This is a genomic window from Streptomyces deccanensis (assembly GCF_022385335.1).
GTDB classification, from domain to species: Bacteria; Actinomycetota; Actinomycetes; order Streptomycetales; family Streptomycetaceae; genus Streptomyces; species Streptomyces deccanensis.
On record NZ_CP092431.1, the window covers coordinates 7,695,803 to 7,720,590 of the forward strand.

Annotated in this window: 31 protein-coding genes; 16 read left to right on the forward strand and 15 right to left on the reverse strand. The window is 70.6% G+C overall.

Features of this window, described 5'->3' with window-relative positions; translation table 11 throughout:
- Positions 1 to 32: 32 nt before the first annotated feature.
- The 15 genes from L3078_RS34055 to L3078_RS34125 form a co-directional block, all read right to left on the reverse strand.
- Complete coding sequence (locus L3078_RS34055; protein WP_239757768.1) at positions 33 to 659, reverse strand: hypothetical protein; 627 nt, start codon at positions 657 to 659, stop codon at positions 33 to 35.
- A 5-nt stretch (positions 660 to 664) separates the two neighbouring features.
- On the reverse strand, positions 665 to 1,210 hold the full coding sequence (locus L3078_RS34060; protein ID WP_239757769.1) for a hypothetical protein: 546 nt from the start codon (positions 1,208 to 1,210) through the stop codon (positions 665 to 667).
- Positions 1,207 to 1,902 carry a hypothetical protein gene (locus L3078_RS34065; RefSeq protein ID WP_239757770.1) on the reverse strand — a complete coding sequence of 232 codons (696 nt, stop codon included), beginning with the start codon at positions 1,900 to 1,902 and terminating at the stop codon, positions 1,207 to 1,209. The genes L3078_RS34060 and L3078_RS34065 overlap by 4 nt, the downstream gene beginning before the upstream one ends.
- A 40-nt stretch (positions 1,903 to 1,942) precedes the next feature.
- Positions 1,943 to 3,115 carry a DUF8094 domain-containing protein gene (locus tag L3078_RS34070; protein WP_239757771.1) on the reverse strand — a complete coding sequence of 391 codons (1,173 nt, stop codon included), beginning with the start codon at positions 3,113 to 3,115 and terminating at the stop codon, positions 1,943 to 1,945.
- Positions 3,027 to 3,566 carry a hypothetical protein gene (locus tag L3078_RS34075; protein ID WP_239757772.1) on the reverse strand — a complete coding sequence of 180 codons (540 nt, stop codon included), beginning with the start codon at positions 3,564 to 3,566 and terminating at the stop codon, positions 3,027 to 3,029. Before L3078_RS34075 ends, L3078_RS34070 begins: the two co-directional genes overlap by 89 nt.
- A 22-nt stretch (positions 3,567 to 3,588) precedes the next feature.
- Positions 3,589 to 4,374, reverse strand: coding sequence for a hypothetical protein (locus L3078_RS34080; RefSeq protein WP_239757773.1), 786 nt, complete (start codon positions 4,372 to 4,374; stop codon positions 3,589 to 3,591).
- A 42-nt stretch (positions 4,375 to 4,416) separates the two neighbouring features.
- Entirely contained in the window at positions 4,417 to 4,566 is a 150-nt protein-coding gene (locus L3078_RS34085) for a hypothetical protein (protein ID WP_239757774.1), read from the reverse strand.
- 459 nt (positions 4,567 to 5,025) lie between these two features.
- The gene (locus L3078_RS34090; protein WP_239757775.1) at positions 5,026 to 6,540 is read right to left on the reverse strand and encodes an ATP-binding protein; all 1,515 of its coding nucleotides are present in this window, start codon (positions 6,538 to 6,540) and stop codon (positions 5,026 to 5,028) included.
- Between the two features lie 29 nt (positions 6,541 to 6,569).
- Positions 6,570 to 7,025: a DUF6238 family protein gene (locus L3078_RS34095; protein WP_239757776.1), complete on the reverse strand. Its 456-nt coding sequence runs from the start codon at positions 7,023 to 7,025 to the stop codon at positions 6,570 to 6,572.
- Between the two features lie 255 nt (positions 7,026 to 7,280).
- A complete protein-coding gene (locus L3078_RS34100) occupies positions 7,281 to 8,753 on the reverse strand; it encodes an SCO6880 family protein (protein ID WP_239757777.1) in 1,473 nt (490 codons plus the stop codon).
- An 87-nt stretch (positions 8,754 to 8,840) separates the two neighbouring features.
- Positions 8,841 to 10,205, reverse strand: a complete 1,365-nt coding sequence (locus tag L3078_RS34105) for an SCO6881 family protein (protein WP_239757778.1) — start codon at positions 10,203 to 10,205, stop codon at positions 8,841 to 8,843.
- Positions 10,206 to 10,247: 42 nt separating this feature from the next.
- The gene (locus tag L3078_RS34110) at positions 10,248 to 10,931 is read right to left on the reverse strand and encodes a hypothetical protein (RefSeq protein ID WP_239757779.1); all 684 of its coding nucleotides are present in this window, start codon (positions 10,929 to 10,931) and stop codon (positions 10,248 to 10,250) included.
- On the reverse strand, positions 10,931 to 11,239 hold the full coding sequence (locus L3078_RS34115; protein ID WP_217570564.1) for a DUF6112 family protein: 309 nt from the start codon (positions 11,237 to 11,239) through the stop codon (positions 10,931 to 10,933). Before L3078_RS34115 ends, L3078_RS34110 begins: the two co-directional genes overlap by 1 nt.
- 254 nt (positions 11,240 to 11,493) lie before the next feature.
- A complete protein-coding gene (locus tag L3078_RS34120) occupies positions 11,494 to 11,859 on the reverse strand; it encodes a hypothetical protein (RefSeq protein WP_239757780.1) in 366 nt (121 codons plus the stop codon).
- Between the two features lie 196 nt (positions 11,860 to 12,055).
- Complete coding sequence (locus tag L3078_RS34125) at positions 12,056 to 13,171, reverse strand: C40 family peptidase (RefSeq protein WP_239757781.1); 1,116 nt, start codon at positions 13,169 to 13,171, stop codon at positions 12,056 to 12,058.
- 539 nt (positions 13,172 to 13,710) lie between these two features.
- On the opposite strand from L3078_RS34125, the gene L3078_RS34130 reads away from it, so the two are divergent.
- The 16 genes from L3078_RS34130 (at position 13,711) to L3078_RS34205 (ending at position 24,752) form a co-directional block, all read left to right on the forward strand.
- The gene (locus tag L3078_RS34130) at positions 13,711 to 14,466 is read left to right on the forward strand and encodes a DNA-methyltransferase (protein WP_239757782.1); all 756 of its coding nucleotides are present in this window, start codon (positions 13,711 to 13,713) and stop codon (positions 14,464 to 14,466) included.
- 204 nt (positions 14,467 to 14,670) lie between these two features.
- Entirely contained in the window at positions 14,671 to 15,282 is a 612-nt protein-coding gene (locus L3078_RS34135; protein ID WP_239760567.1) for a DUF4913 domain-containing protein, read from the forward strand.
- Entirely contained in the window at positions 15,279 to 15,773 is a 495-nt protein-coding gene (locus tag L3078_RS34140; RefSeq protein WP_239757783.1) for a type II toxin-antitoxin system RelE family toxin, read from the forward strand. The genes L3078_RS34135 and L3078_RS34140 overlap by 4 nt, the downstream gene beginning before the upstream one ends.
- Positions 15,770 to 16,357: a hypothetical protein gene (locus L3078_RS34145; RefSeq protein WP_239757784.1), complete on the forward strand. Its 588-nt coding sequence runs from the start codon at positions 15,770 to 15,772 to the stop codon at positions 16,355 to 16,357. The genes L3078_RS34140 and L3078_RS34145 overlap by 4 nt, the downstream gene beginning before the upstream one ends.
- Positions 16,358 to 16,380: 23 nt before the next feature.
- Entirely contained in the window at positions 16,381 to 16,845 is a 465-nt protein-coding gene (locus tag L3078_RS34150) for a GNAT family N-acetyltransferase (RefSeq protein WP_338059576.1), read from the forward strand.
- Positions 16,846 to 16,874: 29 nt separating this feature from the next.
- Complete coding sequence (locus tag L3078_RS34155) at positions 16,875 to 17,573, forward strand: hypothetical protein (RefSeq protein ID WP_239757785.1); 699 nt, start codon at positions 16,875 to 16,877, stop codon at positions 17,571 to 17,573.
- Between the two features lie 28 nt (positions 17,574 to 17,601).
- Positions 17,602 to 18,348, forward strand: coding sequence for a hypothetical protein (locus L3078_RS34160; protein WP_239757786.1), 747 nt, complete (start codon positions 17,602 to 17,604; stop codon positions 18,346 to 18,348).
- Between the two features lie 187 nt (positions 18,349 to 18,535).
- Positions 18,536 to 18,895, forward strand: a complete 360-nt coding sequence (locus tag L3078_RS34165) for an SH3 domain-containing protein (RefSeq protein WP_239757787.1) — start codon at positions 18,536 to 18,538, stop codon at positions 18,893 to 18,895.
- A gap of 112 nt (positions 18,896 to 19,007) precedes the next feature.
- Positions 19,008 to 19,484, forward strand: coding sequence for a hypothetical protein (locus L3078_RS34170; protein WP_220645621.1), 477 nt, complete (start codon positions 19,008 to 19,010; stop codon positions 19,482 to 19,484).
- Complete coding sequence (locus L3078_RS34175; protein WP_239757788.1) at positions 19,481 to 19,924, forward strand: hypothetical protein; 444 nt, start codon at positions 19,481 to 19,483, stop codon at positions 19,922 to 19,924. The genes L3078_RS34170 and L3078_RS34175 overlap by 4 nt, the downstream gene beginning before the upstream one ends.
- A 9-nt stretch (positions 19,925 to 19,933) precedes the next feature.
- The gene (locus L3078_RS34180; protein ID WP_220645619.1) at positions 19,934 to 20,362 is read left to right on the forward strand and encodes a hypothetical protein; all 429 of its coding nucleotides are present in this window, start codon (positions 19,934 to 19,936) and stop codon (positions 20,360 to 20,362) included.
- Between the two features lie 29 nt (positions 20,363 to 20,391).
- Positions 20,392 to 21,279, forward strand: a complete 888-nt coding sequence (locus tag L3078_RS34185) for a winged helix-turn-helix transcriptional regulator (protein ID WP_239757789.1) — start codon at positions 20,392 to 20,394, stop codon at positions 21,277 to 21,279.
- Entirely contained in the window at positions 21,276 to 21,797 is a 522-nt protein-coding gene (locus tag L3078_RS34190) for a hypothetical protein (RefSeq protein WP_239757790.1), read from the forward strand. The genes L3078_RS34185 and L3078_RS34190 overlap by 4 nt, the downstream gene beginning before the upstream one ends.
- Positions 21,794 to 23,035 carry an MFS transporter gene (locus tag L3078_RS34195; protein ID WP_420864132.1) on the forward strand — a complete coding sequence of 414 codons (1,242 nt, stop codon included), beginning with the start codon at positions 21,794 to 21,796 and terminating at the stop codon, positions 23,033 to 23,035. The genes L3078_RS34190 and L3078_RS34195 overlap by 4 nt, the downstream gene beginning before the upstream one ends.
- Positions 23,036 to 23,095: 60 nt before the next feature.
- Complete coding sequence (locus tag L3078_RS34200) at positions 23,096 to 23,425, forward strand: hypothetical protein (protein WP_420864133.1); 330 nt, start codon at positions 23,096 to 23,098, stop codon at positions 23,423 to 23,425.
- A gap of 103 nt (positions 23,426 to 23,528) precedes the next feature.
- The gene (locus tag L3078_RS34205) at positions 23,529 to 24,752 is read left to right on the forward strand and encodes an ATP-grasp domain-containing protein (protein ID WP_239760571.1); all 1,224 of its coding nucleotides are present in this window, start codon (positions 23,529 to 23,531) and stop codon (positions 24,750 to 24,752) included.
- Positions 24,753 to 24,788: the final 36 nt, after the last annotated feature.

Sequence of the window (24,788 nt, forward strand, 5' to 3'; positions counted from 1 at the left end):
AGGTTCTCCGCGGCAGAGGGGACGGGAAGGGGTCAGCGGCGGGGCGCGGTACGAGGTGTGGCGGTCGGCGCTGGAGCTGTGGCTGGTGTGCTGGGGACGGTCGCCCGAGGTGGCAGGGTGGCCGGGATCGGGTGGCCCGGGCGCCAGCGGTAGGTGCCGTTGCTGAACCGGGCCCGGGGGTCGGTGGCCCAGGCCACGAGGGGGCCGTGGTCTTCCGCGTGGAGGGAGATGACCTCGATGCCATGCGGGTGCAGGACGTACCCCCAGTCCAGGCCCCCGTGGGACTTCTCGGTGACGGTCCACGGCTCAGGCTCGGCTGCGCCGACGGTGATGACACGGACGTTGTCGTGCTTCCTGCTGGGGTGTTCGTCGCTGCCGACGAGTTCGGCGCGCAGGGGTTCGGGGGCGCCGTCGAGGAGGTCGGTGCCCAGCTGGGACCAGCCCTCGGGTGCCCCGTCGATCAGGTGCCGGCACAGGGCGTCGAGGTCACCGTCGAAACGGTACTGGTGGGCGCCGAGCAGCAGCGGGAGGTGGTGGCTGGGGTAGCCGTCCCAGTGGACGTAGACGCCGGCATATCCGGTGTCGGTGGTGCGGGCGATGAAGGAACGGGTGGCCAGGGAGTTCTCCAAGAACGTGCGGATGATGGGTGGTTGACGCATGCGCTTCAAGGGCGGCGGCGTGCGGGATTGGCGCCACCGGCGTCGGCTGCCCGGCGGTGCTGCTCGCTGACAGTCGGCATCAAGGAAGACGCCGAACCGGGTTGAGCCTCAGCGAGCGCGTTTGTGACGGCTTCGAGAGCACGCTGGAGGCTGCGCAGCGCGGCGGCATGGCCGAGAGTGATGCTCAGCTGGCTCTCGACCGGGGTGGCGGTACCGGGGCGACGAGTGAGCCGGTGGGTGTCGGCGAGACCGATCACCGTCGTGCTTAGGTGGGTGGCCGCGCGGTTGCTGTGCGCGAGGGCGGTGGCCAGCTGGGTCAGGTACTCACGTCCCGCGTCGGTCTCTGCGAGGGAGCTGTCGGTGGACTGCCGCAGATCGGCGACGAGGCCGGAGGACAGGTTGTACACGGCGACCAGCTGGTCCAGTACGGGTACGAGTGCAGCCTGTGCGCTGCCGGTCTGCGGCGGGAGCAGGCCGACGGCGGTCTCGTTGATGCGGCGCCGCCAGGTGGTCAGGCGGGCGTGGACGAAGGCGTCGTGGCTCTGGCTCATCGGCGGTTTCCCTTGCGCGGGTTGCCCCGTGGAAGGGGCGGGTGGGAGCGCGGGCCCTCGATGGAGTGCACGGTGATGTGGAAGTCGCGGTGCCGCAGGCGCTGGAGGCTCTTGATCAGCTGACGTCGGGTCTGCTCGGGGGTGAGGGTGTCCGGCAGGTGGCATTCGCCGGTGGCGGGGTCGAGCAGAAAGCCGCCGTGCGCGAGCAGTTCGATGAAGACGGTGATGTAGCCGGTGCGGATCCGTGGACGCCGCTGGGCGTCGAGGGTGACGTGGACCTGGAGGTGGCCGGGGCTGCTGCGCCGGATCGGGGTGGGGGACGCGAAGCGGTAGTCGGCCAGCAGGCGGCGGTGCATCCTGGCTGCGGCCCGCATGGGATCGGAGGGGACGGCGATGCCGCGCGGAGCTTTGAGACCCTGGACGTGCTGGTGGCTGGTGTTGGCGGGCAGCATCGGCAGGACGAGGTACTGGTCCGGCCGGTGGGGGCGGGGCATGACGTACAGCTGCAGGCCCCAGTGGTGCGTCAGGACGCTGCGCTGGACGTCGTCTGTTTGGAACGCGGCGTAGGGCAAGGGGCCGCTGTCCCAGATCCGGTTGCTGGCCGGGTCGTCGGCGATGGGTACCACGGTGGGGGAGGGCTGCCAGCCGGGCAGGCGGTCGGCGAGCGCGTGGGTGAACTCGGTTATGTGCAAGGGCGGTTCTTCGTGCGGTGAGGTGTCGAGGGGGCCGTGGTCACGAGGAGGTGGTCATGCCGTGGGCATCGGTGCGGCGGCAGGTGTAGCCGATCAGCGTCGACTTGCCCGGCGTGGTGGGGACGGTGGCGACATCGGAGCAGGTGAACGTGTACGTGAAGGACGGGCTGTTGGCCGTGCCGAGCCATGCGCGGTCCTTCTTCTCCGGCACGATCTCGAGCCCGGAGTAGGCGACGGCGTCGCGCTGGGTGTGCGTGTGCGCGAAGACGACGAGGGCTTGGCCGTTGGCGGTCTTGAGGGCGTAGCTGTCGGTGAACTCCGGGGTGGCGGCGGAGAACGCGGTGGTGCCGCGGCTGCCGAACTTGTGGAAGGTCGAGTCGTGGGCCTTGATCTGCCGGGCGGACGCCTTCGAGGAGGTGAACACCTTCTTGCCGGTGGTGTCGCCGCCGCTGGTGAAGTTGTCCGTGACGGCCGCGCGCAGGACGTCGAGCGGGGCGGCGACGTTCTTCGTTGAGGTGGCGTCGAGGGCGGTGGCGTAGCCGTCGGCGTCGAGAGCGATCTTCGGAGCCTGCTTCTTGTCGTCGAGGTCGACGGCCGCGACCATCTCCCACCGCTTCGTCCTGGTCTGCTCGGCCATGATCAGGACGCGGGCGTACTTGTCCTTCTTGCCGTTGTACGTGACGGCGGCGAACCACTTCTTCTGGCCGGCGGTGAAGCGCGGGATGTAGAGGTTCGTGGAGGCGAGGTTGTACGACCACGGCTTGTACTTCTCGCGGTCGGCCTGGGGCAGGCCCTCGTTCTCCTTGTAGTCCGCGACCGACATCGCGTACAGCGGGCCGTCCTCGATGGTGCCGAGGAGCGCGCGGTTGTTGTCGTCGTTGGCCGCGTTGTTGATCTTGGAGTAGCGGGTGATCTGGGCGAGGGCCTCCTGCTTCGTCAGCGCCGGGGATGCGGTCGGCGTGGGGGAGGCGGCGCGGGTGGCCTTGGCTGCGGCGTCAGGACTGCTGGTGTGGGAGGTGGTGCAGGCGGACGCGGTCAGCGTGACCGCTACGAGCGTGGTGAGCAGGAGGGCGGCGCGGCGGGCGGAGTTGTGCGGGGAAATGATGGTGCTCCGGGGGAGGGGATCAGCGGGAACGGGATGGGGTTGTGGTGGCCGACGGCGCGGAGGGCACGGTGGTCGCGGCCGGTGCCGTGCGAGTGTCGGCTGCCGCACGCAGGTGCTTCGCGGCGCGGGCGAGGTGGATGCGGCTGTCGCCGAGGCGGTCCACGAGCCCTTGGTGCGCGGCGGTGACCGCCCGGTCGCGGGCGGGGCCGGGGGCCTGGCGGGTGAGGTCGGCGAGCTGGCCGAGGTGGTGGACGGCGGCGCCGAGGGCGGCGAGCGCGAGCCCGGTGGGTTCGGCGGCGCTCGCGAGCGCGAGGGTCGTGCGGCGCACCGTGGCCGTGGTCCGGGTCGGGTAGCGGGCGGCGGCTCGGTGACGGAAGGCGCTCTCCCCGGCCAGGAATCCCAGCAGGCGGGCCAGATGGCGGACTTCATCGTCCAGGATCTCGCTCAGCGCGGGATCCGCGCGGATCTGGTCGGGGAGCGGAAGCTGATCGGCCACGGTGTTGAGCCGGTCGGCCACGTCGTGCAGCAGCATCCGCTGGTCGGGATCGGACAGCGGCAACTCCTTGATACAGGAACTGGTTCTACCGCCGGTTGGCGGACGTCGGGGCTGCGGACACCGTCGTCAGTGCCTTGCTCGCGGCAGCTGATGCCGGAGGGGAAGGGAGGGGAGCGGCGCGGCGGAAGTTGACCCCGATGCCCCGGAGCGTGAGCCGCAGAGCGACGAGCTGGACCAGCAAGGCGCGCTCTTTGGAACTGTAGGAGGCTGGCAGTACGAAGGCGGACTCGTGCGGGCTGTACTGGAAGTTGCAGCCGAACAGCGTCATGCGCGCCTCCTCGGGCACCGAGTCGTACGGGGCGCCCACCACGCCGTCCGGGTACCAGACCAGCGTGAGGGTCTGTGCGACCTCGGGGGCGGGCTGGCGGTGTGGCGGCACGGGCTGGACGAGGGCGTTGTGACGGACAGCGTCCAGGGCCACCTGGTAGCGGGGCAGCAAGCGTCGGATGACTGCGGCGGCGGCTCGGACCGGATCGTTGGGGACAGCAATGCCGTCCGGCTCACGCACCGGGGAGATCTGGTGGGTTTTGAAGCCCTCGGGCTCCAGCGGGGCCACCACGAACTGGTGGCGGTACAGGGGCCGGTCGGTGACGTAGAGCTGCTGTCCGTGGGGGCCGTGGAGGACGGCGTCATGGCCGAGGACGTACTGGCTGACGATGTAGTCGACGTGGCCGGCGTCCCAGAGCCCTTCGACGGTGGGGAACTGGTTCTCGTAGGCGGTGTGGCGGTGATACTCGCTCGTCCACGTGCCAGGCAGTCGTTCGGCGAGGGCGGAGGCGAAGGCGGACAGATCGGTGCGAGACGGGGGCATGGATTCCTGAGGTGCGGCGGCGGGTGGTTGATCCGTCGGCGCTCAGCGCCGTGGGCCTCCGGAGCCGGGCTGCGGTTGGGGCGGGGCCGGGGGCGTGCCGGGCGTCATGCGGGTCTGCTTCAGGAGCGCGTCGAGGTCCGGCGGCGGGTCGTAGTGCGCGCGGAGGATCTTGAGATCCGCTGCGGTTGCCATGGCCAGCGCTGAAGCGATGCTGCTGGCGGAGCCGCGCAGCAGCCAGGGCGGTGACTCGGGTTCGGCTCCGCGATTTCGGCTCTTCCACTGGGCAGTGGCGGCCAGGTGCTCGATGACCTCGTTGAGGAACGGCGCGACTGCGTCCAGCAGGGCGTTGAGGACGGTGCTGAACTCGGCCGGAGTCTCGGCCGCGTCCAGAGCCTCGCGGTAGGGACTCAGGTCCGGGGCGGGGAAGGGCTTGGGCGGCAGGGTGTGCCGAGTGCGGAAGGCTTCGGCATCGCGCTCCGCCCAGCGGTAGAGGTCGTCCCTTGTGGCGGAGCGAGTGTGGTAGGCGCTGATCTGGTCGGCGGTGCGGCCGACGTTGTCGTACAGCTCGAAGTCGGGGTGCTGCAGGGGTACTCCAGGTCAGGTGGGTCAGAGTCGTTTCTGTCGCGCAGTGGGAGGGAACTCGCGGGAGTTCTAGTGCATGCGGGCGTCGGTGTCGAACAGGGCCAGCTCGTGAGGGTGGAGTTGATGTTGAACGATGAAAGATCGTCCGGCGACGCGCCACAGCCCGCGTCCGCGGTTGAGGTGGGCAATGGCGCCGGTCTCGACCGAGGTGAGCCCCAGCAGGGCTGCGGCGGCGTGGAGTTGGTCTGTTTCCTGGCGGTAGATGATGCGGGTGGAGCAGTCAGCCAGGAGGCCCTCGGCGAGGGCGCGGCCTTGTGATCCGGCGTCGCCGGCGGTGAGCAGGTCGGACAGCCGGTGGATGACCATGAGGTTGGCGATGCCCAGGCCGCGGGAGAGTTTCCACTGGGACTGCATGCGCTGGAGGAGTCCGGGGTGCCGCATCAGGCGCCAGGCTTCGTCGTAGACGATCCAGCGCCGACCTCCGTGCGGGTCGGTGAGGGCGGATTCCATCCAGGCGGATGCGCAGGTCATGGCGAGGACGAGGGCGGTGTCGTCGCCGGAGCCGCCGAGCCGGGACAGGTCGATGGTCAGCATCGGCGAGGTGGCATCGAATCGCACGGTGGAGGGGGCGTCGAACATGCCGGCCAGGTCGCCGTGGACCAATCTCCGCATAGCGTGGGCGAGGTCACGAGCGGCCTCGCCGAGCCGTCCGGACATGAGCCCAGCGGCGGCATCGAGCTGGTCGGGATGGTTGAGGGTGGCCGCGATGTCGCCCAACAGCGGAGTGCGGTGGACGGTGGCGGCCTGGGCGACGACCGCGTCGAGGGCGACATCGAGCGCGGTGTGCTCCATCGGCAGCAGGTCGCGGCCGAGAACGGTGCGCGCGAGGGAGCCGAGCAGGAGCAGACGGCGCTTGCGGATCTCCCCCGCCCAGTCGGCCTCCGGCACGTTGTCCGGCCGTGGGGCGGCGTCCAGCGGGTTGAGTTTGCCGGGCAGGCCGGGGCCGAGGGCGATGGAGGTGCCGCCGAGTGCGGAGGCGACGGGGGTCCATTCGCCTTTGGGGTCGCAGGGCACGTAGACGCGGTAGCCGTGGGCGATGGAGCGCAGGGCGAAGGACTTGGCCAGCGCGCTCTTGCCCTGGCCGATTACACCGGCGAGCAGGATGTTGGGGTTGGTGAACCCTTCGAGGCGCCCGTACAGGGAGAAGGGGTCGAAGGTGAAGGACGCTTCGGCGTGGACGTCGCGGCCGATGTAGATGCCCTCGGCGCCGAGACCGCCTTCGGCGAGGAAGGGGTACGCCCCGCTGGCGGTGGCGGTGGTCATGCGGTGCTGAGGCAGCTTCAGCCGGCTGCCGCGGGCGGAGCCGGGGCCTGGACGGCCACGGGCCGGGTACAGCGGAGGCGGCATCTCGGGCTCGACCGGCTCGCTGCCGTCCGGGAGGGCGGTGGCTTCGGCGCGGGCCTTGGCGGCGGCTTCGGCGAGCTGACGGCGAGCGGTCTTGCGGCTGGCCCGGTCGGTGCCGTGGGGGGTGAACAGGGGGGATGCCGAGGCGCGGCGGGCGCGTCGGGCGGGCCGGTGGGTCATGGCGGGACGGGCTCGATTCGGCGCGGGTTCTAGATGGTGCAGCTGGTGGTGTGGCCGTGCAATGGCGTGGCCAGGTCGGTGGGGGTGGTCTTGCGGCGGATCGCGTGGGAGGCGGCCAGGTGCCGCTGGCAGATCGTGAGCACCAGCGGGCCGTCGGGGAGCCGCTCGGGTCGGCACTCCTCGGTTGCTGAGCCTTCGGTGCCGGTGGGCACAGTGTGGAAGGCGTCGTGGACGGCAGCGGTGGCCTGCCACAACCGCAGGTGAGCGGCGGCCAGATGACGCCCGGCGGCCGGATGCGGGGGCCGGGTGGTGTCGGTGAGCTGGTCGAGCAGCTGGTGGGCTGCGGTGAGGTGGGCGTGCAGCGTGTCCAGGTGGAGGCGGTCGGCCGGCGCGCAGGAGGTGGCGTGGCTACGGGTGTGGTGGCGCAGGCCGGCGGTGGCTGCGCGGAGGTAGGGATGCGCGTCGGTGGTGGGGGGTGCGTTCAAGGGAGTCCTTGGTGCCGCAGAACGGCGATGTCGGCGAGGGCGGGAACGGGTCCGGAGAGCGAAGTGGTGGTCGGCAGTGGCATATACCGGCGAGCGCGGATCGGCTGGTGGAGGCCCGGGCGGAGAGGGTCTGGGCGGGGCGAAAAACGACGTACTCACCGGGAGCGCTCAGTCCGGGGCGGCTCTGCCGGGGCAGGAAGACGATGTCCGGGCCATGCCGTCTGGCGCGGCGGGAGCGTCATCCCGGCACCACTGTCACAGCGCCGTGCGGGCGAGCGGCAGGGCGGCGAGGGCGAACGCGTCGGGCTGCTGGAAGAAGAGCCTTCGCAGGTCGACCTGGGCGGTGACCGCGGCGGTCTCGATCTGCGCGCACGCGGCGTCGAGAGCGGCGTCTGTTGCGGCGCTGACGGTGAGCAGCCCGGTCAGGGCGACGTCGGCATGGCCGGCGATCAGCTGCCGCTCACGGACCTTGACGTCCGCGTACTCGACCGAGTCGGCCTCGGAATCCACCTGTCCGCGGCGGGCACGCTCGTTGGCGTCGGCGATGATCGCCGCCTTCTTGCGCTGGACGTCGCGCAGCGCGGACTCAAGCCCCTGCGGCACGTATATAAGGGACAGGCTGCGGCGGACCCCGGCGGTGAACATCAGCCCGTGCAGGAAGCCGGGAGTGGTCTCGGTGCGGGGCCAGTTCTCGATCCAGTACGTGGCGTGGCGGGCGGTGTCGGTGCCGAGGCGGTCGTACTCCTCGACCTGGACAACCGGCCCGGCAGCAGCAGGGTCGGCCTCGGCCCGCCCGTTCGGCGACCACTGCTGGAGGGCGGACAGGGCGTGAGGGTCGTAGGCGGTGCGGATGACCGCGGCGATCTCCCGCGCAGTCAGCCAGCCCGTCACCATCAGCCCCGCGCTGCGCGCCGCGAGCGCGATGGCCGAAGTTGTCTGCTCCAGCACCGTGAAGGCGCCGGGGAGCCCGCCGCCGGCCTGGCTGATGAGGCGCTTGGCGGCCTTGAGGTCCAGGCTGATGGCCAGGTACGCCTCGTGCGGGGCGGCGGCTGGGCCGGCGGAGGCGACCAGTTCGGAGTACACCTGCCCGGCGACGGGAGTGTCGGGGCGGCCGTGCTGGGCCCAGTGACGGGCGAGGGTGTCGCCGGAGTCGGGGACGGTGCGTTCCAGCACCTGCACGGTGGCGACGTGGCCGGTGCGGGCGATGCCAGCCAGAGCCCGGCCCCAGCCCGCCACGTTCGCATTCTGCGTGGCCGGATCGAGCAGGGCGTACGCGCGGCTGCTGACCCGGGCAATCGCGGTGAGCCGTTGGTGGTGCGGGTCGTGGACGGCGGCAGCCTGGTTGGCGGAGTCGCCGGGGGTGACGACCTTCAGCGAGGCGGCGGTGCCGGGCAGGTGCAGCACGCCGTCCTGGCGGGGCCGGGAGACCGGCCGGGCCAGCCACAGCGTCTGGCCGGTGCGGCGGCGGTGGGCGTAGCGGGAGACGATCGGAGCCCAGTCGATCAGGGACCTGCCGTCGCGGCGGGCGGCGACCAGGGCAGCGACGACTGCCCATAGGGGGGTCAGAGCGATGGCGCCGAGCAGCCCCGTGGTCACCACTGTGATCAGCAGCAGCGCCAACGCAGTAGAGACGAGGGTGAGTTGGGGGAGGGAGAGGCCGAGGAGGATTCCGCGCCGTGAGCGGTGCGGGAATTTGACCGTGATCGGGGAGACGGATAGTTCAGACAAGGCCGGTTTCCGGGAAGGCGCGGGGCGGGGCCAGGACGGCACACCTGAACGGGAGTGCGGGTGTGCCGTCCCGGCGTGGGGGCAGGGTCAGAGGCCGGTGGGCGGAGGGGGTGGAGTGCCGGTTCCGGCCGCGGGTGTGGAGGTCGGGGCTGGCGGGGCGCCCTGCGGCGGCGGGGTGGAAGCGTCGGCCGGAGACGCGGACGCGGACATGAAGCCGCTGCCGGTGGGAGATCCTCCGCCGGAGGTCGGCCCAGGGCTGTCGCCGAGGTGGCCGCTGGTGTCCTCGCGCGGACTGGTCGGCGCTGGCTGCACGGCCTTCTCCAGACCGCTCTTGATCCCCTCGCCCCCGGATGGCGGAGCGTCCGAACCGCCGCCTTCCTTGCCGGTGTCCGGCGTGGGGTTGGTGGCGATGTCGCCGGGGAAACCGCCCGGCACGGCGTCCGGGCCCTGGGGAGCGGCGCCCGCTCCGGCCGCGGCACCGCCAGTTCCTGCGGTGGCGACCGCGGCGGCGGCTTTGCGGCCGGCGCGTTCAGCGTGCTGGCGGGCCATCTGCGCGCCAGCTCCGCCGGAGCGGTGCAGCGTCTCGGCGTCGGAGCCTTCGGAGGCGGCCCAGTGGACGAACTTGAACGTGGCGTAGGGGCAGAGCAGGACGAGCGCCATGATGACGATGCCGGCCATGACGTCGGCGAGGGCGGCGACGCCGTCCTTGGCCTCCGTTTTGCCCATCGCCGCGATACCGAGCACGAAGATCACGGTCATCAGGAGCTTGGAGACGACGAGGGTGGCGGTGGCCTCGATCCAGCCCTTGCGCCAGCGCCGGGCGACCTCCCAGCCGCCGCCCGCTCCCGCGAAGACGGCGAGGGTGACCATGACGAGGATGCCGACCTTGCGGACCATCATCACGCACCAGTAGAGGAACGCGCCCAGGGCGGCGCCGACGCCGGCGAAGACGGCGACCAGCCAGCCCATCGCCGACAGGCCAGGTATCGCGGCGACCTTGACGATGCGGCGTACGGCGGAATCGATGGACAGGTTCGCCGCTTTGAGTAGGCCGTCGGAGAGGGCGTCGACCACTTCGATGGCGACAGTAGTGAAGGCGATCGCGGTGAAGGCGAACAGGACGCCGGCGGCGGTGCCGGTGAATGCCTGCGTGAGGGCCTGGCCGTCGCGGCGGATCGCGGCGCGGACAAGCTGGGCGCAGAAGGTGGCTACAAGGACGATCAGGCCGATCGGCAGGATCATCTCGTAGTTGTCGCGGAACCATCCGGCGTTCAGGTCGACCTTGGTGGTGGTGTTGACCGCCTCGGCGGCCAAGTCGGCTCCGGCGGCGGCGAGTTCGCCCGCTGATTTGGCCATCCAGTTGCCGATGGCCGCGCCCGGGTCGGAGGCGAAGGAGACCGCGTCGCCGACCGCGCACAGTTTGTCCGCGAGGGGGAGGTCGCAGAAGCCCAAGGGGAGTCACCCCTCCTTTCTTTAGTGGGCTCGGGGCGCGTGTCAGGGCACGACGCGGGGGGAGATGGAGATCAGGGAGCAGTCGGCGTTGGGACGGCACTGCACGGCGAGGGTGATCGAGCGGTCCTCGGCGCCGGCGCCGCCCTTCTTCCAGGCGATCTGCTGCTTGCCGGTGACGGTGACGGCGTAGATGTACGCCTCGGTAATCGCCGAAGGATCGTCCGCCAGGGCCTGCTTGAACGCAGACGGGTAGTGGGCCTCGTCCACGGCGGCAGTGGCGTACTGGTCCTGGTCGGCCATCCGCGACCACAGCACCGGATCCGGTACCTGGGCAGTGAGGGAGGACCAGTCGGCGTACTTCGTCTCCGCAGTCAGCCACGCCTTCATCCCGGCGAGCTGCTGATCACGGCTGGTGGTCCGGGTGTCGTACGACCACAGCATCGCCGCGGCGGCCTTGGCGAAGTTGACCGGGTCGGCCACCGGCGGCGGTTTCGCCACCGAACCGGTCCCAGCCGACGCCGTCGGGTCGGCGGACGCGGAGGCGGTGCTGCTCGTGCTGGGCGGAGTGGCGGTCTGGCTGTCGCTGGTTCCGGTGCGGCCGGTGAACACAGCGACGGTGGCGGCGAGGGCGAGGAGGATGGCGAGGCCGATCGCGCTGACCGTGATGCGCTGCCGGGTCGACCAGCCGATGCCGTAGCCGGACAGGGAGGGGAGTCGTTTCGGCATCAGTGGACTTGCGACCCGAGGGCGGAGAAGAACGCGACCACGCCGTTCGCGGCGCCGAGGCCGAGGGCGGCGCCAGCCGAAACGACCGCGCCTTTCTTGCCGTTGGCCTCGGCCTGGTGTCCGCCGGTGTGGTGGCCCCAGGCCCACACGCCGAGGGAGACGGCGAGCGCGCCGACCACGGCGACGATCGCGAACAGGTTGATTGAGTTGACGACGTTCTTCAGCACGGCGAGGCCAGGCAGGCCGCCACCCGAGGGTGTGATGCCGGGGTCGTAGGCCAGGTACTGCACGGTGTCGAGCAGGTGCAAAGGGAGGCTCCTTGCGCGCGCCGAAGCCGACGCGCGGGAATCAATGAAGAGAAGAGGAGGAGGTGCGAGGCGGCGGCCTCGGGGAGGCGGACGGCAGCCGTACGGGATTTGGCCGAGCCCGTCGACGCATGCGAAGCGTCGTCGCGCGCGAGGGCACAGCAGCGCTCGTGCCGAGGCTGGGGAGAGGCCACAACGCGGGCCGGTGCCGCTTCGACGGCGCTACGGCTCAGCCTCTGATCCGGCTGCCTGGCGTACTACTTCGGGATCGGCGGTGTGGGCGCGCCGTTGCTGCCGTACGGGTTCGCGCACTGGTAGATCACGTAGCCGCGGATCTTCTTGCCGTCGGACTTCCGGGTCACCGTGCCCCGGGTGTACCAGGTCTTCTCGGAGCGCTTGTACGCGAACTGGTTGTAGGCGATCTTGTCGTGCCGGTAGGCGACGCCCAGCGCAGTGGCGTTCTTCGCCGGGGACTTGCGTACCTTGACCGCGCTGCACGAGATCGTCGTATGGCCGGTGTCGTACGCCTGCGCCGTGGAGGCGGTGGCCAGGCCGCCGACTGCGACGGCCAGGCCCGCCGAGGCGGCCGCAAGAGCGCGCCGGACGCGGTGGTGAGGTATCACTCAGATGCTCCGTGATGTCGAGAGAGAGGAGGGAGAGAAACGGGCAGGTCATCCTGCCGATGGGCCGCATGCAGGCGGGCAGGGAAGAGGCCCAGGGGTATTGGGAGCGGCGATCCGGCTCACGTGCCGTGCGTGGCCGTTCCCGCGCTGCACTGGTGATGCAGGCGACATGTGGGGTCTGCGCCCCGACCGAGGGTCAGATGACACGGCGGGCGGCGAGGATGTCCCAGTCCGCCAGCGGAGTGATCCGAACAGGCTTGCCAGTCCGGGGTGCCTCGATCGCGAGGCCCGAGCCGATGTATATACCGACGTGTTCGGGGCGGGCGGCGCTGCCGCGGGAGAAGATCAGGTCACCGGGCTTGAGCGCCTTGGGGGAGACGGCGTTGCCCTCGTTGATCTGGGTGTACGTGGTGCGGGTGAGCTGGATGCCAGCATGGGCGTACGCCTGCTGGGTCAGCGAACTGCAGTCGCAGCGGCCCATCGGGTCCGGGCCGTGCGGCGCGGTGCAGGTGCCGCCCCACTGGTACATCGTGCCGAGCTGCGCCATCGCCCAGACGATCGCCTTGCGGGCCTTCGGGTCGGCGTCCTTGGGGATCGAGTAGCCCTTCGGTACGGACCCTTCGGGGATGGTGCCGTATCCGGAGCCGTCCTCGGTCGCCGTGCAGGACGCGGCGTTGGAGGGGGTGTCCGTCTCCGTGGCGTCCTGGTCGGCGTCGGGGAAGGTGGCGGCGATCGCCTTCTGCAGGGCGGTGGCCAGCTCCTCCCACTTCGCGTAGGCGTCAGGGTAGGCGGAGCGCTGGACCTTCTGCGCGGCCTGGGCGACGGTCAGTTGCTGCCATCCGTCCACCGCGAGCAGGTGCTCGTAGAACTGGGTGGAGGCGTAGACGGGATCGTGGATCTCCTCGGCAGTACCCCAGCCCTGGCTCGGGCGCTGCTGGAACAGCCCGAGCGAGTCGCGGTCGCCGGAGCTGAGGTTGCGCAGCCGTGATTCCTGCATCGCGGTGGCGAGCGCGATGATCTGGCCCTTCTTCGGCACGTGGAGGCTGATCCCGGTGGCCACGATGGTCTGAGCACTGGGGATCTGCTCCTCGGGCAGGCTCAGGCCCTCGACGTGGACGTCCTTGGCGGACGCGCCGTTGAGGATCTTGGTGACCTGCTCGACGACGGCGTCGGTGTCGACGTCGCCCACGCAGGTGAGGGACGAGTAGGTGCTCTGGGCGGCCTCGCTGGAGGAGGCCATCAGCATGGCCGTGCCGGCGAGGAGGAGAGGGGAGAGGACGAAGACACCGATACCGGCGGCTACGCCCTTCAACCGGGGACGCCTCCCGAGCGGCAGTCACGGTCCGGGGGCCGGTGTTCGGGCAGGGGAGGGTAGGGAGCTGTCACAAGGGGGTCCTTCGAAGGCACGGTCCCGGCCGCGCGGCAGCAGAGGCGGAAAGGGCGCTGCGGCACGGGAGTTAGGTGAGGCGGGGATGTACCTCGTGAGCGCTGGTTTCAGCTCACGAGGCGCGGGGGTGTCAGGTCACGTGTGCCGGGGCACGGGGAAATCTCCATGAAGGCAGGGGGCAGGGATTGCGCCATCGGCGGTGTTCGCCGGGGCAGTTCCAAAACAGTAAGGGCGGATCCCCGGTTGCCGAAATCGCGGGCGATCAAGCCCTGACTTCCTGGGCTGGAAGGCGGCGATGCGTCTCAACCGGGGATCGTGCCTTACAGTTTTGGCTCCTCCCCTCGCCACCCCACTTTCGTAGGTCAGCGGTGCCGTCATGCCCGCATTCGGCCTGCCCGGGGTTACATGCGTGAGCCGGAGGTCTTCCCCCCTCATCTCACCCGACCCGAAATTGGGGTATCTCTTTGCCTTTTTCCCTGCACCAGGGCGACGCGCTCAGCGTCCTCGCCGAACTGCCGGAAGGCTGTGTCGACTCCGTCATCACCGACCCGCCGTACAACTCCGGTGGCCGGACGGCGAAGGAGCGCACCTCCCGCAGCGCGAAGCAGAAGTACACCTCCGCCGACGCCGGCCATAACCTGCCGGACTTCACCGGCGAGAACATGGACCAGCGCTCGTACGGGTTTTGGCTGACGCAGATCATGACCGAAGCGCACCGGCTCACCCGTACTGGCGGCACCGCGCTTCTGTTCACCGACTGGCGTCAGCTCCCCACCACGACGGACGCGATCCAGGCGGCCGGATGGCTGTGGCGTGGTGTGCTGGCCTGGCACAAGCCGCAGGCCAGACCCCAGAAGGGCCGCTTCACGCAGAACTGCGAGTTCATCGTCTGGGCCTCCAAGGGTGCCATCGACGCCTCCCGCAACCCGGTCTACCTGCCCGGCCTCTACAGCGCCTCGCAGCCGTCGGGCAAGAACCGGCAGCACATCACCCAGAAGCCGGTCGAGGTGATGCGCGAGCTCGTCAAGATCTGCCCCGAGCAGGGCACGGTGCTCGACTTCTGCGCCGGCTCCGGCTCGACCGGCGTCGCCGCCCTTCTGGAAGGCCGTGACTTCATCGGGGTCGAGAAGACCGAGCACTACGCGACGATCGCCGCCGACCGGCTGACCGGAACCCTGCAACAGACCCTGAATCAGGACGACTTCGTCCTGTCCTCCTGACCCGCAGGGGCTGTCCGACCTGGGCGGAATCTGAATCACCGGATTCCTTCCCGGTCATGAGTGCAAGCGTTATAGCACCGGATCCCCGGTTATCGAAACCGGGGATCTTCCGGATGGTTGGAGCCGCCATCCCAGCCCATGGGAAGCGGCTTCAAGGAGGACACTTTCGTGCCTGAACCCATAAACCCCAACGACGACGGGGAAATGGAACCGGTCCGCTTGCCGGACACGGATCTGGAAAGCATCGAGGCCAGCGTGCGCAAGCTGCTCAAGCAGTCGGCCCAGCAGGCCCAGCAGCTCGACAGCCTGTCCACGGAGACCGGACCACGCGCGTTCGACAGCTTCGGCCTCCCGGGATTCGCCGGCCTGCCGGTACCGCCCGCCCCACCGGAGCCGCGCCCGATCCTGGAACTGGACGGCGAGGAGTACGAGGACGAACTCGACAGCCTCAGCGACTGGGTGGACGACTTCCTCATGCCCATCTACGGCGCGGAGGTCACCACAGCCACGCCCTGGTGCCAGCAGTGGCAGGAACACGACTGTGTCGTCGCCTGGCTGCATGCCCTGTGGCTGGCCTACCAGCAGCACAAGGACCCCGAAGCCGGACCCAGCGGCTTGTTCGTGTGGCACCGTGACTTCCTCACCCATGCCATGACCACCGTTCGCGCCCCCGGCGGGCCGCTGTCCGCGTGCATGACCGACCCGGACCGGCCCGCCCACCGCCTGCTGCCCGGGCCCAAACCCTCCACCCGGGCGGCGAGTTCCCCCGCCGACGAGCCACCCACGGTCGGCGAGCCGGGCCAGGCCGCCGCATGAGCGATCCCGAACCCCAGCCGGCCTTCGGCCTGTCCTTCGACCCGAGGGCTCTGACCGACCTTCTCCAGGCCCCGGGCGACATACGCGACTTGGCCCTCGACCAGCTCCAGAAGGTCGTCAACGCCCAGTTGTTCGGCGGCAAGCTGACCGAGGAGCTGACCGGGTGCCGCAAGCTCTACGTCGATCACCGCAACGCCTGGCGCATCGTCTACGCCCAGCGCCCGGCCCCACCCGGCGCGACGCACCGCACCGAGATCCACGTCGTCGCCGTACGCCCGCGCGCCCGGCACGACGTGTACGAAACGGCCCGCGCCCGCCTCGGTATCGCCCGGCGCCCGACAGGCGCGCGCACCCACGCCGCCCGCGCCCGCTCCCCGCAGCTGGACACGCAACGGCCGCCGATCCCCAAGCCCGGCCCGCCGCCCTACGCGGTGCCCGGCCTTCCCTCAGCCGCACCCACGCACACTCCCCTGAAAGGCCCTGTCCGTTGACCCGCCTGTCCTTCATCCTCGACCGTGTCGCCGAGGCGCTGGCTGTCGAGCCCCCGTCCGCCAACCAGCATCACCTGGCCATCTTGGAGATCGCCCGGGACTGCTACGACCTCGACGAGGCACTCGACGCCCTCGTCGGCGACCACGCAGATGGTGTCCTCGCCATCGAACGACCCGACACCTTCGCCCACCGGCTCGCCGAACGCCTGCGGCTCGAAGGGGAGTTGACCCGGCTGGTGTCCCAGCCCTGCTGCTGCGCGCCGGTCTCCGAGGCCACCGAAGCCCAGGAGGACTTCGCGCTGCACTGCGGGAGCGAGCCCGAAACGATCCTGCATGCCTGCCGTGACGCCTTCGCCGCCGCCGGCGATCCGCCCGCCCTGACGGCAGCGGACCTCATCGCCTTGCTCAGCGACCTCGCCGGAGGCTCCGACGGGCGCGGCCCGTACGCCGGACTGACCGAGGCCCGCCTGGCCAAGCTCCTGGCCCTGAACAACGTGTACGCCTGCGCCATGGATCAAGACCGGGAAGTCAAGGGCTACCGGCGCGGTGCCGTGCTGATCGCTCTGCAGGGCTTCGCCCCCTGATCCACCAGCCGGTCCTCGCCACGATCCACCCAGCGACCGAGGCGGACCGGCCCCTGGCCGATTCCCTCCACCAGGACTGCTCCGAGGCGAACCTGCTCCTGCGCTGGGGCCGGACCCGAATCACCCATCGCGACTTCACCCGGCTGCTGGACCACTGCGATGTCTGGATCGGCCTCGACGCCGAGGGCCGTCCGCTCGCGATGGTCTCGGCAGGGCTCGTCAGCCACGAAGCGGGCGTCGTCGATCTCGGACTGCAGGTCGCCGACGCCCACCAGCGCCGCGGCATCGGCACCCTGCTGGCCCGGCACGCCGCCGACCAGGCCCGCCGCAGTGGCGCCCACACCCTGACTGCGTACCTCCACGCCGCTAACACGCCGATGCTGCGCCTCCTCGCCCGGCTCGGCCCCGCCGTACACACCCGCGACGGCTCTCACCTCGGTGTCCGCATTCCCCTCGGCGACACCCCCGCCGACCATGCGCCGTCGTGATCGCCCCCACCGAGAAACCAGTCCTATTCATGCCTGCCACCCCTGCCCCTGCGCCGGCGAAGAAGGCGCTCACGGCGCTCGATCACCGCATCGAGCTGGCCGTCGGCCACAGCATCGACCAACTGTGGCAGCACCGCGACCGCGACCTCCTCGACGAGCCACGCAGCCGCCTGGTCGACGCCCACCGCACCTTGGTCCAGGCCGAACACGGCGTGACCTTCTACCGAGTCCAGCTCCAGCGGCTGGCCTCCGGGGAGTTCGCGGTCGACCAGGCCCTGTTCTCGCGCATCAACCGCACCGTCGCCACGCTGGAAGAGGCCGCCGCCACCCGCGACGAGCGCGAGCAACAGGTCGTGGCGGCGCTCGAACCCATCGAGGCTGCCGTTCGTTCGAGTGGAACAGGTCCGCCAGCGGAGCTGCCAGCGCCGGATCACGCGGCCCTGCTGGCCATCGCCCAGGGCGCCAAGCTGCACGAACACCTGCTCACCCAGCACCTGTCGGTCGTGACCGCATCCGGTACCCGCCTCGCCTACAGCCAGTTTCAGCGACTTGAGGCGGCCGGTCTCGTCGTGCGCGACGACGCCCATCCGCTGCACGCCGGGCAGCCCGTCACCCTCACCGACGACGGCCGTGCGCTTCTCGCCTCACCCCGACTACCCAGGCCACCGGCAGCGTCGCCCGAGCGGCGGCCCGGAGCCTGGCCAGCTCCCTCCGCCCGTCGGCGCTGACCCCGCACCAGCCCACCCGAAACCACCGATGCCCCAGTACATCCCCGAACTCCGCCCTGACACCACTCCGGACTTCCGCCTCGAAGGCTACGAAGCCGCCAATGACCGCGTCGCCGATCGCTTCCGGCTGCAGATCACCTTCGTGGAGCACTGCTCGACTGTGTTGGCCGAGCACCACACCAACGACGGCCAGCACAGCTACTACGTCATGCACGACGGGAGTGCCACCTGGGGCATGCCGGGCGACCCCCAGATCGTCGCCCTGCACCTCAAGCGCGACACGACCGCGCGGACGTTCCGCTTCGACCGCGCTGAACTGCCCCTGTCGGCCATGGCCCAGTCCTGGCTGATCGCCCGCGGGTGCCCCGAGGAGGAGATCCTCCTGACCGAGGAGCTGGGCACCACGCCCGCCGACGCCGCCACCCGTGCACTGGAGGAACGGCTGCGCCGGGACGGAGACCACTTCTCCCTCCTGCACAGCTACACCCACGACATGGGGCCCGTCGAGACCACCGTGCTTTTGCGGGCCCTCGACGAACGGGCGCCCATGCCCTTCCGGGTGCTGCTGGAACAGACCGACACCGAGACCTTCACGCACACCCTGCGCGAGGGCGGCTTCGCCACCTTCGAGGCCGCCACGACCTGGTGGGAAGCACACTGGAGCGGCGAACCCGCCTCGCTGCCCGCACCTGCCCCTCCCGCCCGCCAGAACACCCAGCCTGTGGCCCAGGCGCGCCCCGTGCCGCCGACACCACCGCGCCGTCCCGGCCGCTGATGGCAGCAGCAACACCCGGTGATTTTAGGGCGACTTCACGCCGCGTCGTCTGATGGCGGCGAAACATAGCACTCCATCCCCGGTTAGCGAAACCGGGGATTCTCCGGACTCTTGAATCCGGCCCGCACAGGCAACTGTCCGGCCTGCATTCTCTGTTCCTTCTTCCTGACATGGAGCTCAATTTCCCATGCACTCAACCCGAATTGCGATATCCGCTGCACTGCTCGGCGAGCTCGCCCTGCCCCTCGCGTCGGCTTCTGCGGCCACCGCAGCGCCGACGTCCGTCGCCACTGCGATGCCCGCGTCATCCTGCACCAGCAAGCCATACCTCCCGTGGGCGGTCCACGGCACCAACGCCGTGACCATCCGCAAGAAGGCGACGACCAAGTCCACCGCCGTCGGCATCCTCTACAAGTCGCACAAGTTCACGGTGCACAAGACCACCAAGGGTGCGAAGTGGGTGTACATCACCGACAAGACCACCGGCGTCAAGGGCTGGGTTTCCGGGACCTACGTCTATCGCGATGTCCGCATGTGCCTGGACTAACCAGTCTGCCCCTCTCTGCCGAATGTCCCTGAATCGCACTCGTCTGTAAGGCGGTTGGGCCGTGGAAATGCCACGCCCTGTCTCCTCGAATCCAACGGAAAGGAATTGCGCTGTGCCTGACGCCGACGACGTGCTGGGCGTCCTGACCGAGCAGATCCAGTCCCGCTTCCAGATGCCGATTGCCGAGCTGCGACGCGCGGTAGTCGCCGCCCCGCAGGCCCACCCGGAAGCCACCACGATCGTGCGCTGGCACGGGCTGCTTACCGAGGCCCAGCAGGTGCTGAACAGGGCCGAAGACGCCCTTGCCCAAGCCCTCGCCCACCACGTCGACACCGTGCCCGACGGCGAATTCGTCGAGCTGCCCGAACACGTCATGCGGCTCGCGGACTCGGTGAACAGCGCGCACACCGTGCGGGAGGGACGCGCCATGACGGTGCGCCACCTCCTCGACCCTCAGGCGATCGGGAACCGCAGCCCGGGGGCGTGGCGCGGGACGGCGCCCACCGCCCGCCGGGGCCCGGCCCTGCCCACCACCGCACCGTCTGTGCCGGACACCGCGCAGGCACCCGTACGCGGGGCGGCCCGGTGAGCGTGACCGACAAGACCTCCAGCCAGGACAGCCTGCTGGAGCAGACGTTCGGCGCCCCCGTGCGTGAGCTGTACACGCAGGCGTCCAGCCGCCATGCGTCCGCGGCGCTGCGGCGGGCGCTGGAGCTGCGCTCCTTCCTCGTGGTGGCTGAGGAGCAGGTGGCCTGGGTACGGGACCGCGTCCACGAGGCCACCGCCGCCGATCGCGACATGAGCGAACTGTCCGCCGACGACCTGCGCTTCGACGCCCAGTGGATGGAAGCGGCCCTGGCCGGGCGCAACGGATACGTCGCCGCCCTCGGCCAGCTGCTGCGCACCATGCCTCCACCCGGGCCGGTGCCACGCCGACCCGTACGGCTCACGCAGCCGACGACCACCACCGCCCTTCCGCCTGCCCCGGCCGACATCCGAGCCGGGGCAGTGCGAGGGCCCCGACCGTGAAAGCCCCGATTGCCCGCACCTGACGCCACGGCCCAGACGATCGCCGAGCGCATCGAGGACCTGTACGCCCAGCCGCTGGCCGACCTCGGAACCTTGGCTGGCCTCAACCCCGACGGCAGCATGCTCGCCGCCCTGATCGCCGGCCTCACCGACCTGCAGTTCGCCGAGCGCAACATCGACTTCCAACGCCAGCGGCTGCTTCAACTGGCCGATCCGGAACGAGAGATCGGCACCTTCGAGGCAGGTCACATCCTCGACTGCGCGCGCCGGATCTCCGACGCCGTCGCCACCCGCGACGCCCACGCCAAGACCCTGAGCGGCGTCTTGGCCAGCCTGCACCGCGTCCCCGCCCCGGACGCGAAGCCCGAGCCCGCGCCGGCCGCCCCCACTGCCGCACCGGTTCCCGCTCCCGCGCGTGCCGTCGCCCGCACCCGTTGACCCATCGCCCCGCCTGAGGAGATTCCCCCTTGGCCGCCACCGGTCTGTCCCGCACCACCCTGAACGACCTGTCCCGCGTCACCGAGAGCCTTCAGATGCTCGCCCCGAGCTGGAGCGTGTGGGTGCTGATGACCCTCGCCGCCCAGCCGCTGCGCTACAGCGAGGTCAAGGCAAAGCTCGCTCTGCTCGCGGACGGCCAGCTCCACCCGAAGCTGGGCAAGCTCGTCGACGCCGGTCTCGTCGAACGCACCGAGCACACCCCCCGGCACGTCACCTACGGACTGACCCGTCGCGGCGCCGACCTGATGCCCGTCCTGCCTGTGCTCGCCGCCTGGGGGGACACGCATCTGGAGAAGCCTCTCGTACGGGACAAGGCCACCGGCGAGCTTCAGCCGCAGCCGGTCGCGGTGGCACAGAACATCGAGGACACGATCGCTCTGATCAGCCCGCGGCATTCCACGCCGCTGGTGTGGGCGCTGAAAGCCCGCGGGCCGGCGAGCGCCAAGGCACTGGCCGCCGAGGTCATGCCCCACTACAGCCTCAGCCGCGTCTACCCGCCGCTGCGCCGGGTGATCGACGACGGGCTGGCCGAGACCACACCGGCCGGCGACTACCAGCTCTCCGCCAGCGGGCGGGCCCTCGCCCCGGTCTACCAGGCCCTCTCCGCGTGGGCGGCCGGATACCCCCTCGCCGAAGCTACCCACTCCCTGTGGGGCCAGGCCCTGACACCGTCTTCCTCAGCCCGCTCGGGACCATGGCTGACCACCCAGTCCCGACTGCCCGCGCCACCGGCCGCGCCCGCCCCGGGCCAGATGGCCAAGGCCCCGACCACACCGTGGCAGCCCGGCGACCTCTTCTCCCACCCGATACCCGCCCGCCCCCTGGCGATCTCTCCGGCAGGAGGCCCGCGCCGGTGACCAGCACCGCGATCCTCAACCACCCGCACACCGGCCAGGTCATCAACACCCTGTCCCTGCCATCCCTGATCCGGCTGGTCAGCGAGATCGACGACAACGGCCCCATCAGCCACCGACGCGGCAGCCTCCAGGGCGCCTTCGGCGACCTCACCCGCCACCAGCTGCGCTACGCCATCGACGTCGCCCGCGCACTGGGCCTGGTGCACTTCACCGACCACGCACCGGCCCGCTACCGGCTCACCGAAGCAGGCGAGGACCTCGCCTCGGTGTACGACACCGTCGCCCGCTGGTCCCGCACTCACCAATACCCCAACACGGCGAGGGACTTCGTCACCCGCGTCCAACACACCCTGAAACTGCTCGGGGACAACGGCGCCGTCCTCCCCACCGAGGCGGCCTTCGCGCTTGGTCAGCTGCGGACCACTCTGGCCGACTGGCTCCAGACGCATCCGCAGGTCCTTAACGCCGCGGCATCCCGCTCCTCCCACGCGGCGGATGAGACGGAGCACGCTGCGTGAGAGCCCGTACCGGAAACCGGCCCTCCCACCGACAGGTTTCCCCCCTGCTGCGCAGTGTCTATCTCCCGCGCAGCATGGACGCCGCCGCGTTCGCCATGACGACGTACGGCATCCCCCTGCTGGTCCTCGCCACCACCGGATCCGCGGCCCTCACGGGCCTGGCCTTCGCCCTGGAATGGGCGCCGAGGCTGATGGCCTTCGCCGTGGCTGGTGCCCTGGTCGACCGCCACGGCACCACCCGCGTCTTCCGCCTCGCGGCCACCGCCCGGGCCACCCTCGTCCTGACCGCCGCGCTGCTCCTTGAGGCCCAGACGGGCGGGCTGGGGAAGACAATCACGGTGATGGCGCTCGCCGCCGGCACCGGTGTGCTCACCGAGTTCAGCTACGTCGCGGCCGAAACCGCGGGCGGGCTGGCAAGCCGTACCGCCGGTGCGCGTGCTCACCGTGTGCAGTCGGTGCTCCTCGGCATCGATCAGACGGCGACCCTGGCCGGACCCGCGCTCGCCGGACTGCTCCTCGCCCACACCGGCGCCACCGGCATGCTCGCCGCGACCGCCGCCTTCTCCCTGCTCGCCGCCGCCCTCGCCCCCAAGCAGCACACCGACCAGCACGCCACTACCCCGGCGGCCGTACGGCAGGGATGGAAGACGGGCTGGCAGACCCTGCGCGCGCTGCCGGCACTCGGCTGGCTCGTCGCGGGGCTGACGCTGTCCAACCTCGCCGTCGGCCTCCTGCAGGCCGCCGCCCCGGTGATCGTCCTCCAGCAGTTCGGCCACTCCAGCGCCGATGTCGGCCTGCTCTGGTCGGCAGCCGCCGCAGCCTCCCTGATCGCGATCTCCCTGTGCCGCCACGCCATCGACCGCTGCGGTCTGTGGCCCGCCGGGGCCGTCTGCGCGACGATCACGGCCTCGGCCTGCCTCACCCTCGCCCTCACGCACACCTACCCCGCCTATCTGGCGCTGATCGCGCTCTTCATGGCCGGCGAAAGCGGCATGACCGTCGTGCTGCGCACCCTGCGCTCCCACCTGATCCCCGCCGACGTCTTCGGCAACACCCTCGCGGTTACGATCCTGCTGCTCCTTACGCCCTTCCCAGCCGCCGGCCTGCTCGTTGCCGCCATCCCGCCCAGCCAGCTCGGCCATGCGATCACCGCCTGCGCCGTCCTGCAGGCAATCGGCCTCGCCACCGCCTTCACCCGGCTGCGCACCCTCCCGGACCTGCGCCCGTCAGCCGCCTGACCTCCACCTCGCACCCGCCTCGCCCACCCGTCCGCCTTCCTGGAGGGCTGCCCGATTCCTATGCCCCACGCCGTCAAGCAGGACGTCCTGCCGCTTGCCGAACCTGTTGGCCTTCGTATCGACAGGCGAACGATCACGGAGCAGTTCCACGACTTCGACACCGAACACCCATACGTCTACCGCGCGTTGGAGCGGCTCACCGCAGACCGGATAGCGGCGGGAGCTACCCGCATCGGACTGAAGGCCCTCTTCGAAGCGCTGCGTTGGCGACTCCCGCAGGGTTTGCGAGGGCTGAACAACAACTTCACGGCCTTGTACGCACGCAAGCTGATCGCCGATCACCCCGACTGGGCTGGCGCGTTCGAACTGCGCCGCCGACGTATCCCCTGACCCGACGGCGAACCAGACCAGACCAACTCCCCTCACCACAACGCAAATTTGGAGCACTCTGTTGCCGTTTCGCCCCGTCGTCCTGATCGTCGCCGCCGCTGACATGGAGTCCGAGGCATACCGCGCGTACTGCCTTGAGAACGTCGCCGCCCACTACGACGTCGTCCTGATCACCGATGCCGAACCGACGTGGGAACGCCCCTACCTTTTGGACTGGGAGGTCGCCGACCCGACGGACCAGGCGGCCCTGAGCGCCGCCGCACTGGCCCTGGCCGAGCGGCATCCGGTGGCCGGGGTGATGACGTGGACCGAGTGGTACCTCGTGCCCGTGGCCCGCCTCGCCCGCCGCCTCGGCCTGCCCACCCCCGGCCCGGAGGTGATGCAGGGCTGCCGCAACAAGGCCGCCTCCCGTGCCCTGTTCGCCCGGCACGCGGTGCCCTCGGCAACCTCGAACGGCGTCCGCACCGGTGACGAGGCGGCCCGCGCCGCACAGCACATCGGCTACCCAATCGTCCTCAAGCCCGCTGCGCGTGCCGCGAGCGCCGGCGTGATCCGCGTCGACACCCCCGAAGAACTGCCGGACGCCTACGCCTTCGCCGCCCAGGCCGCCCGCCTCGGGGCCGAGGGCACCGAGGTGCTGGTCGAGGAATACCTCGACGGTCCGGAGGTGAGCGTCGAATGCGTCACCTACCACGGCACCACCACCGTGGTCGCCGTCACCCGCAAGACGGTAGGACTCCCGCCGTACTTCGAGGAGATCACGCACGCCGTCGACGCCGCCGACCCGCTGCTGGCCACTGTTGCCCCAACTGCCCAGGCCGCCGTGCAGGCCCTCGGCGTCACCGACGGCGTCAGCCACGTCGAACTCCGCCTCGTCGACGGCCGCCCCCGGTTGATCGAGGTCAACGCCCGCCTCGGCGGGGACATGATCGGCCACCTCGTGCACCTCGCCACCGGCGTCGACCTCGCCCGGGTGGCGGCGGACATCGCCTGCGGACGTGCCCCGGACCTCACCCGGACGCACAGCCGGGCAGCGGCGATCCGCATGATCTACCCCGCCCACCCGGGCACCCTCACCGCACGCCACCTCACCGACGGCTTCGCCGAGCAGGCGCCGTGGCTGGAGCGGGCCCACTTCCACCGCGACGTCGGCGACCAGTTGATGCTGCCGCCGGACGGCGACCTGTTCACCGCCCGCATCGGGTTCCTGATCACCACCGGCCCGACCGCCGACGTGGCCCAGGACCGTTCCCAGGAGGCATACCGCCACCTCACTGTCCAGGTCGCCCCGCATCCGACCGCCGTCCCCGCGGACTCGGCCACGTGAGCACGACGACTGCTCACGCCCCGGTCCACGGCCGCC

Bases quoted from the DNA above. Each gene is read 5' to 3' on its own strand.
- L3078_RS34055 (WP_239757768.1), bottom strand. From the start codon at position 659: ATGCGTCAACCACCCATCATCCGCACGTTCTTGGAGAACTCCCTGGCC.
- L3078_RS34060 (WP_239757769.1), bottom strand. From the start codon at position 1,210: ATGAGCCAGAGCCACGACGCCTTCGTCCACGCCCGCCTGACCACCTGG.
- L3078_RS34080 (WP_239757773.1), bottom strand. From the start codon at position 4,374: ATGCCCCCGTCTCGCACCGATCTGTCCGCCTTCGCCTCCGCCCTCGCC.
- L3078_RS34085 (WP_239757774.1), bottom strand. From the start codon at position 4,566: ATGGCAACCGCAGCGGATCTCAAGATCCTCCGCGCGCACTACGACCCG.
- L3078_RS34090 (WP_239757775.1), bottom strand. From the start codon at position 6,540: ATGACCCACCGGCCCGCCCGACGCGCCCGCCGCGCCTCGGCATCCCCC.
- L3078_RS34110 (WP_239757779.1), bottom strand. From the start codon at position 10,931: ATGCCGAAACGACTCCCCTCCCTGTCCGGCTACGGCATCGGCTGGTCG.
- L3078_RS34135 (WP_239760567.1), top strand. From the start codon at position 14,671: ATGGAACCGGTCCGCTTGCCGGACACGGATCTGGAAAGCATCGAGGCC.
- L3078_RS34140 (WP_239757783.1), top strand. From the start codon at position 15,279: ATGAGCGATCCCGAACCCCAGCCGGCCTTCGGCCTGTCCTTCGACCCG.
- L3078_RS34155 (WP_239757785.1), top strand. From the start codon at position 16,875: ATGCCTGCCACCCCTGCCCCTGCGCCGGCGAAGAAGGCGCTCACGGCG.
- L3078_RS34160 (WP_239757786.1), top strand. From the start codon at position 17,602: ATGCCCCAGTACATCCCCGAACTCCGCCCTGACACCACTCCGGACTTC.
- L3078_RS34165 (WP_239757787.1), top strand. From the start codon at position 18,536: ATGCACTCAACCCGAATTGCGATATCCGCTGCACTGCTCGGCGAGCTC.
- L3078_RS34200 (WP_420864133.1), top strand. From the start codon at position 23,096: ATGCCCCACGCCGTCAAGCAGGACGTCCTGCCGCTTGCCGAACCTGTT.
- L3078_RS34205 (WP_239760571.1), top strand. From the start codon at position 23,529: ATGGAGTCCGAGGCATACCGCGCGTACTGCCTTGAGAACGTCGCCGCC.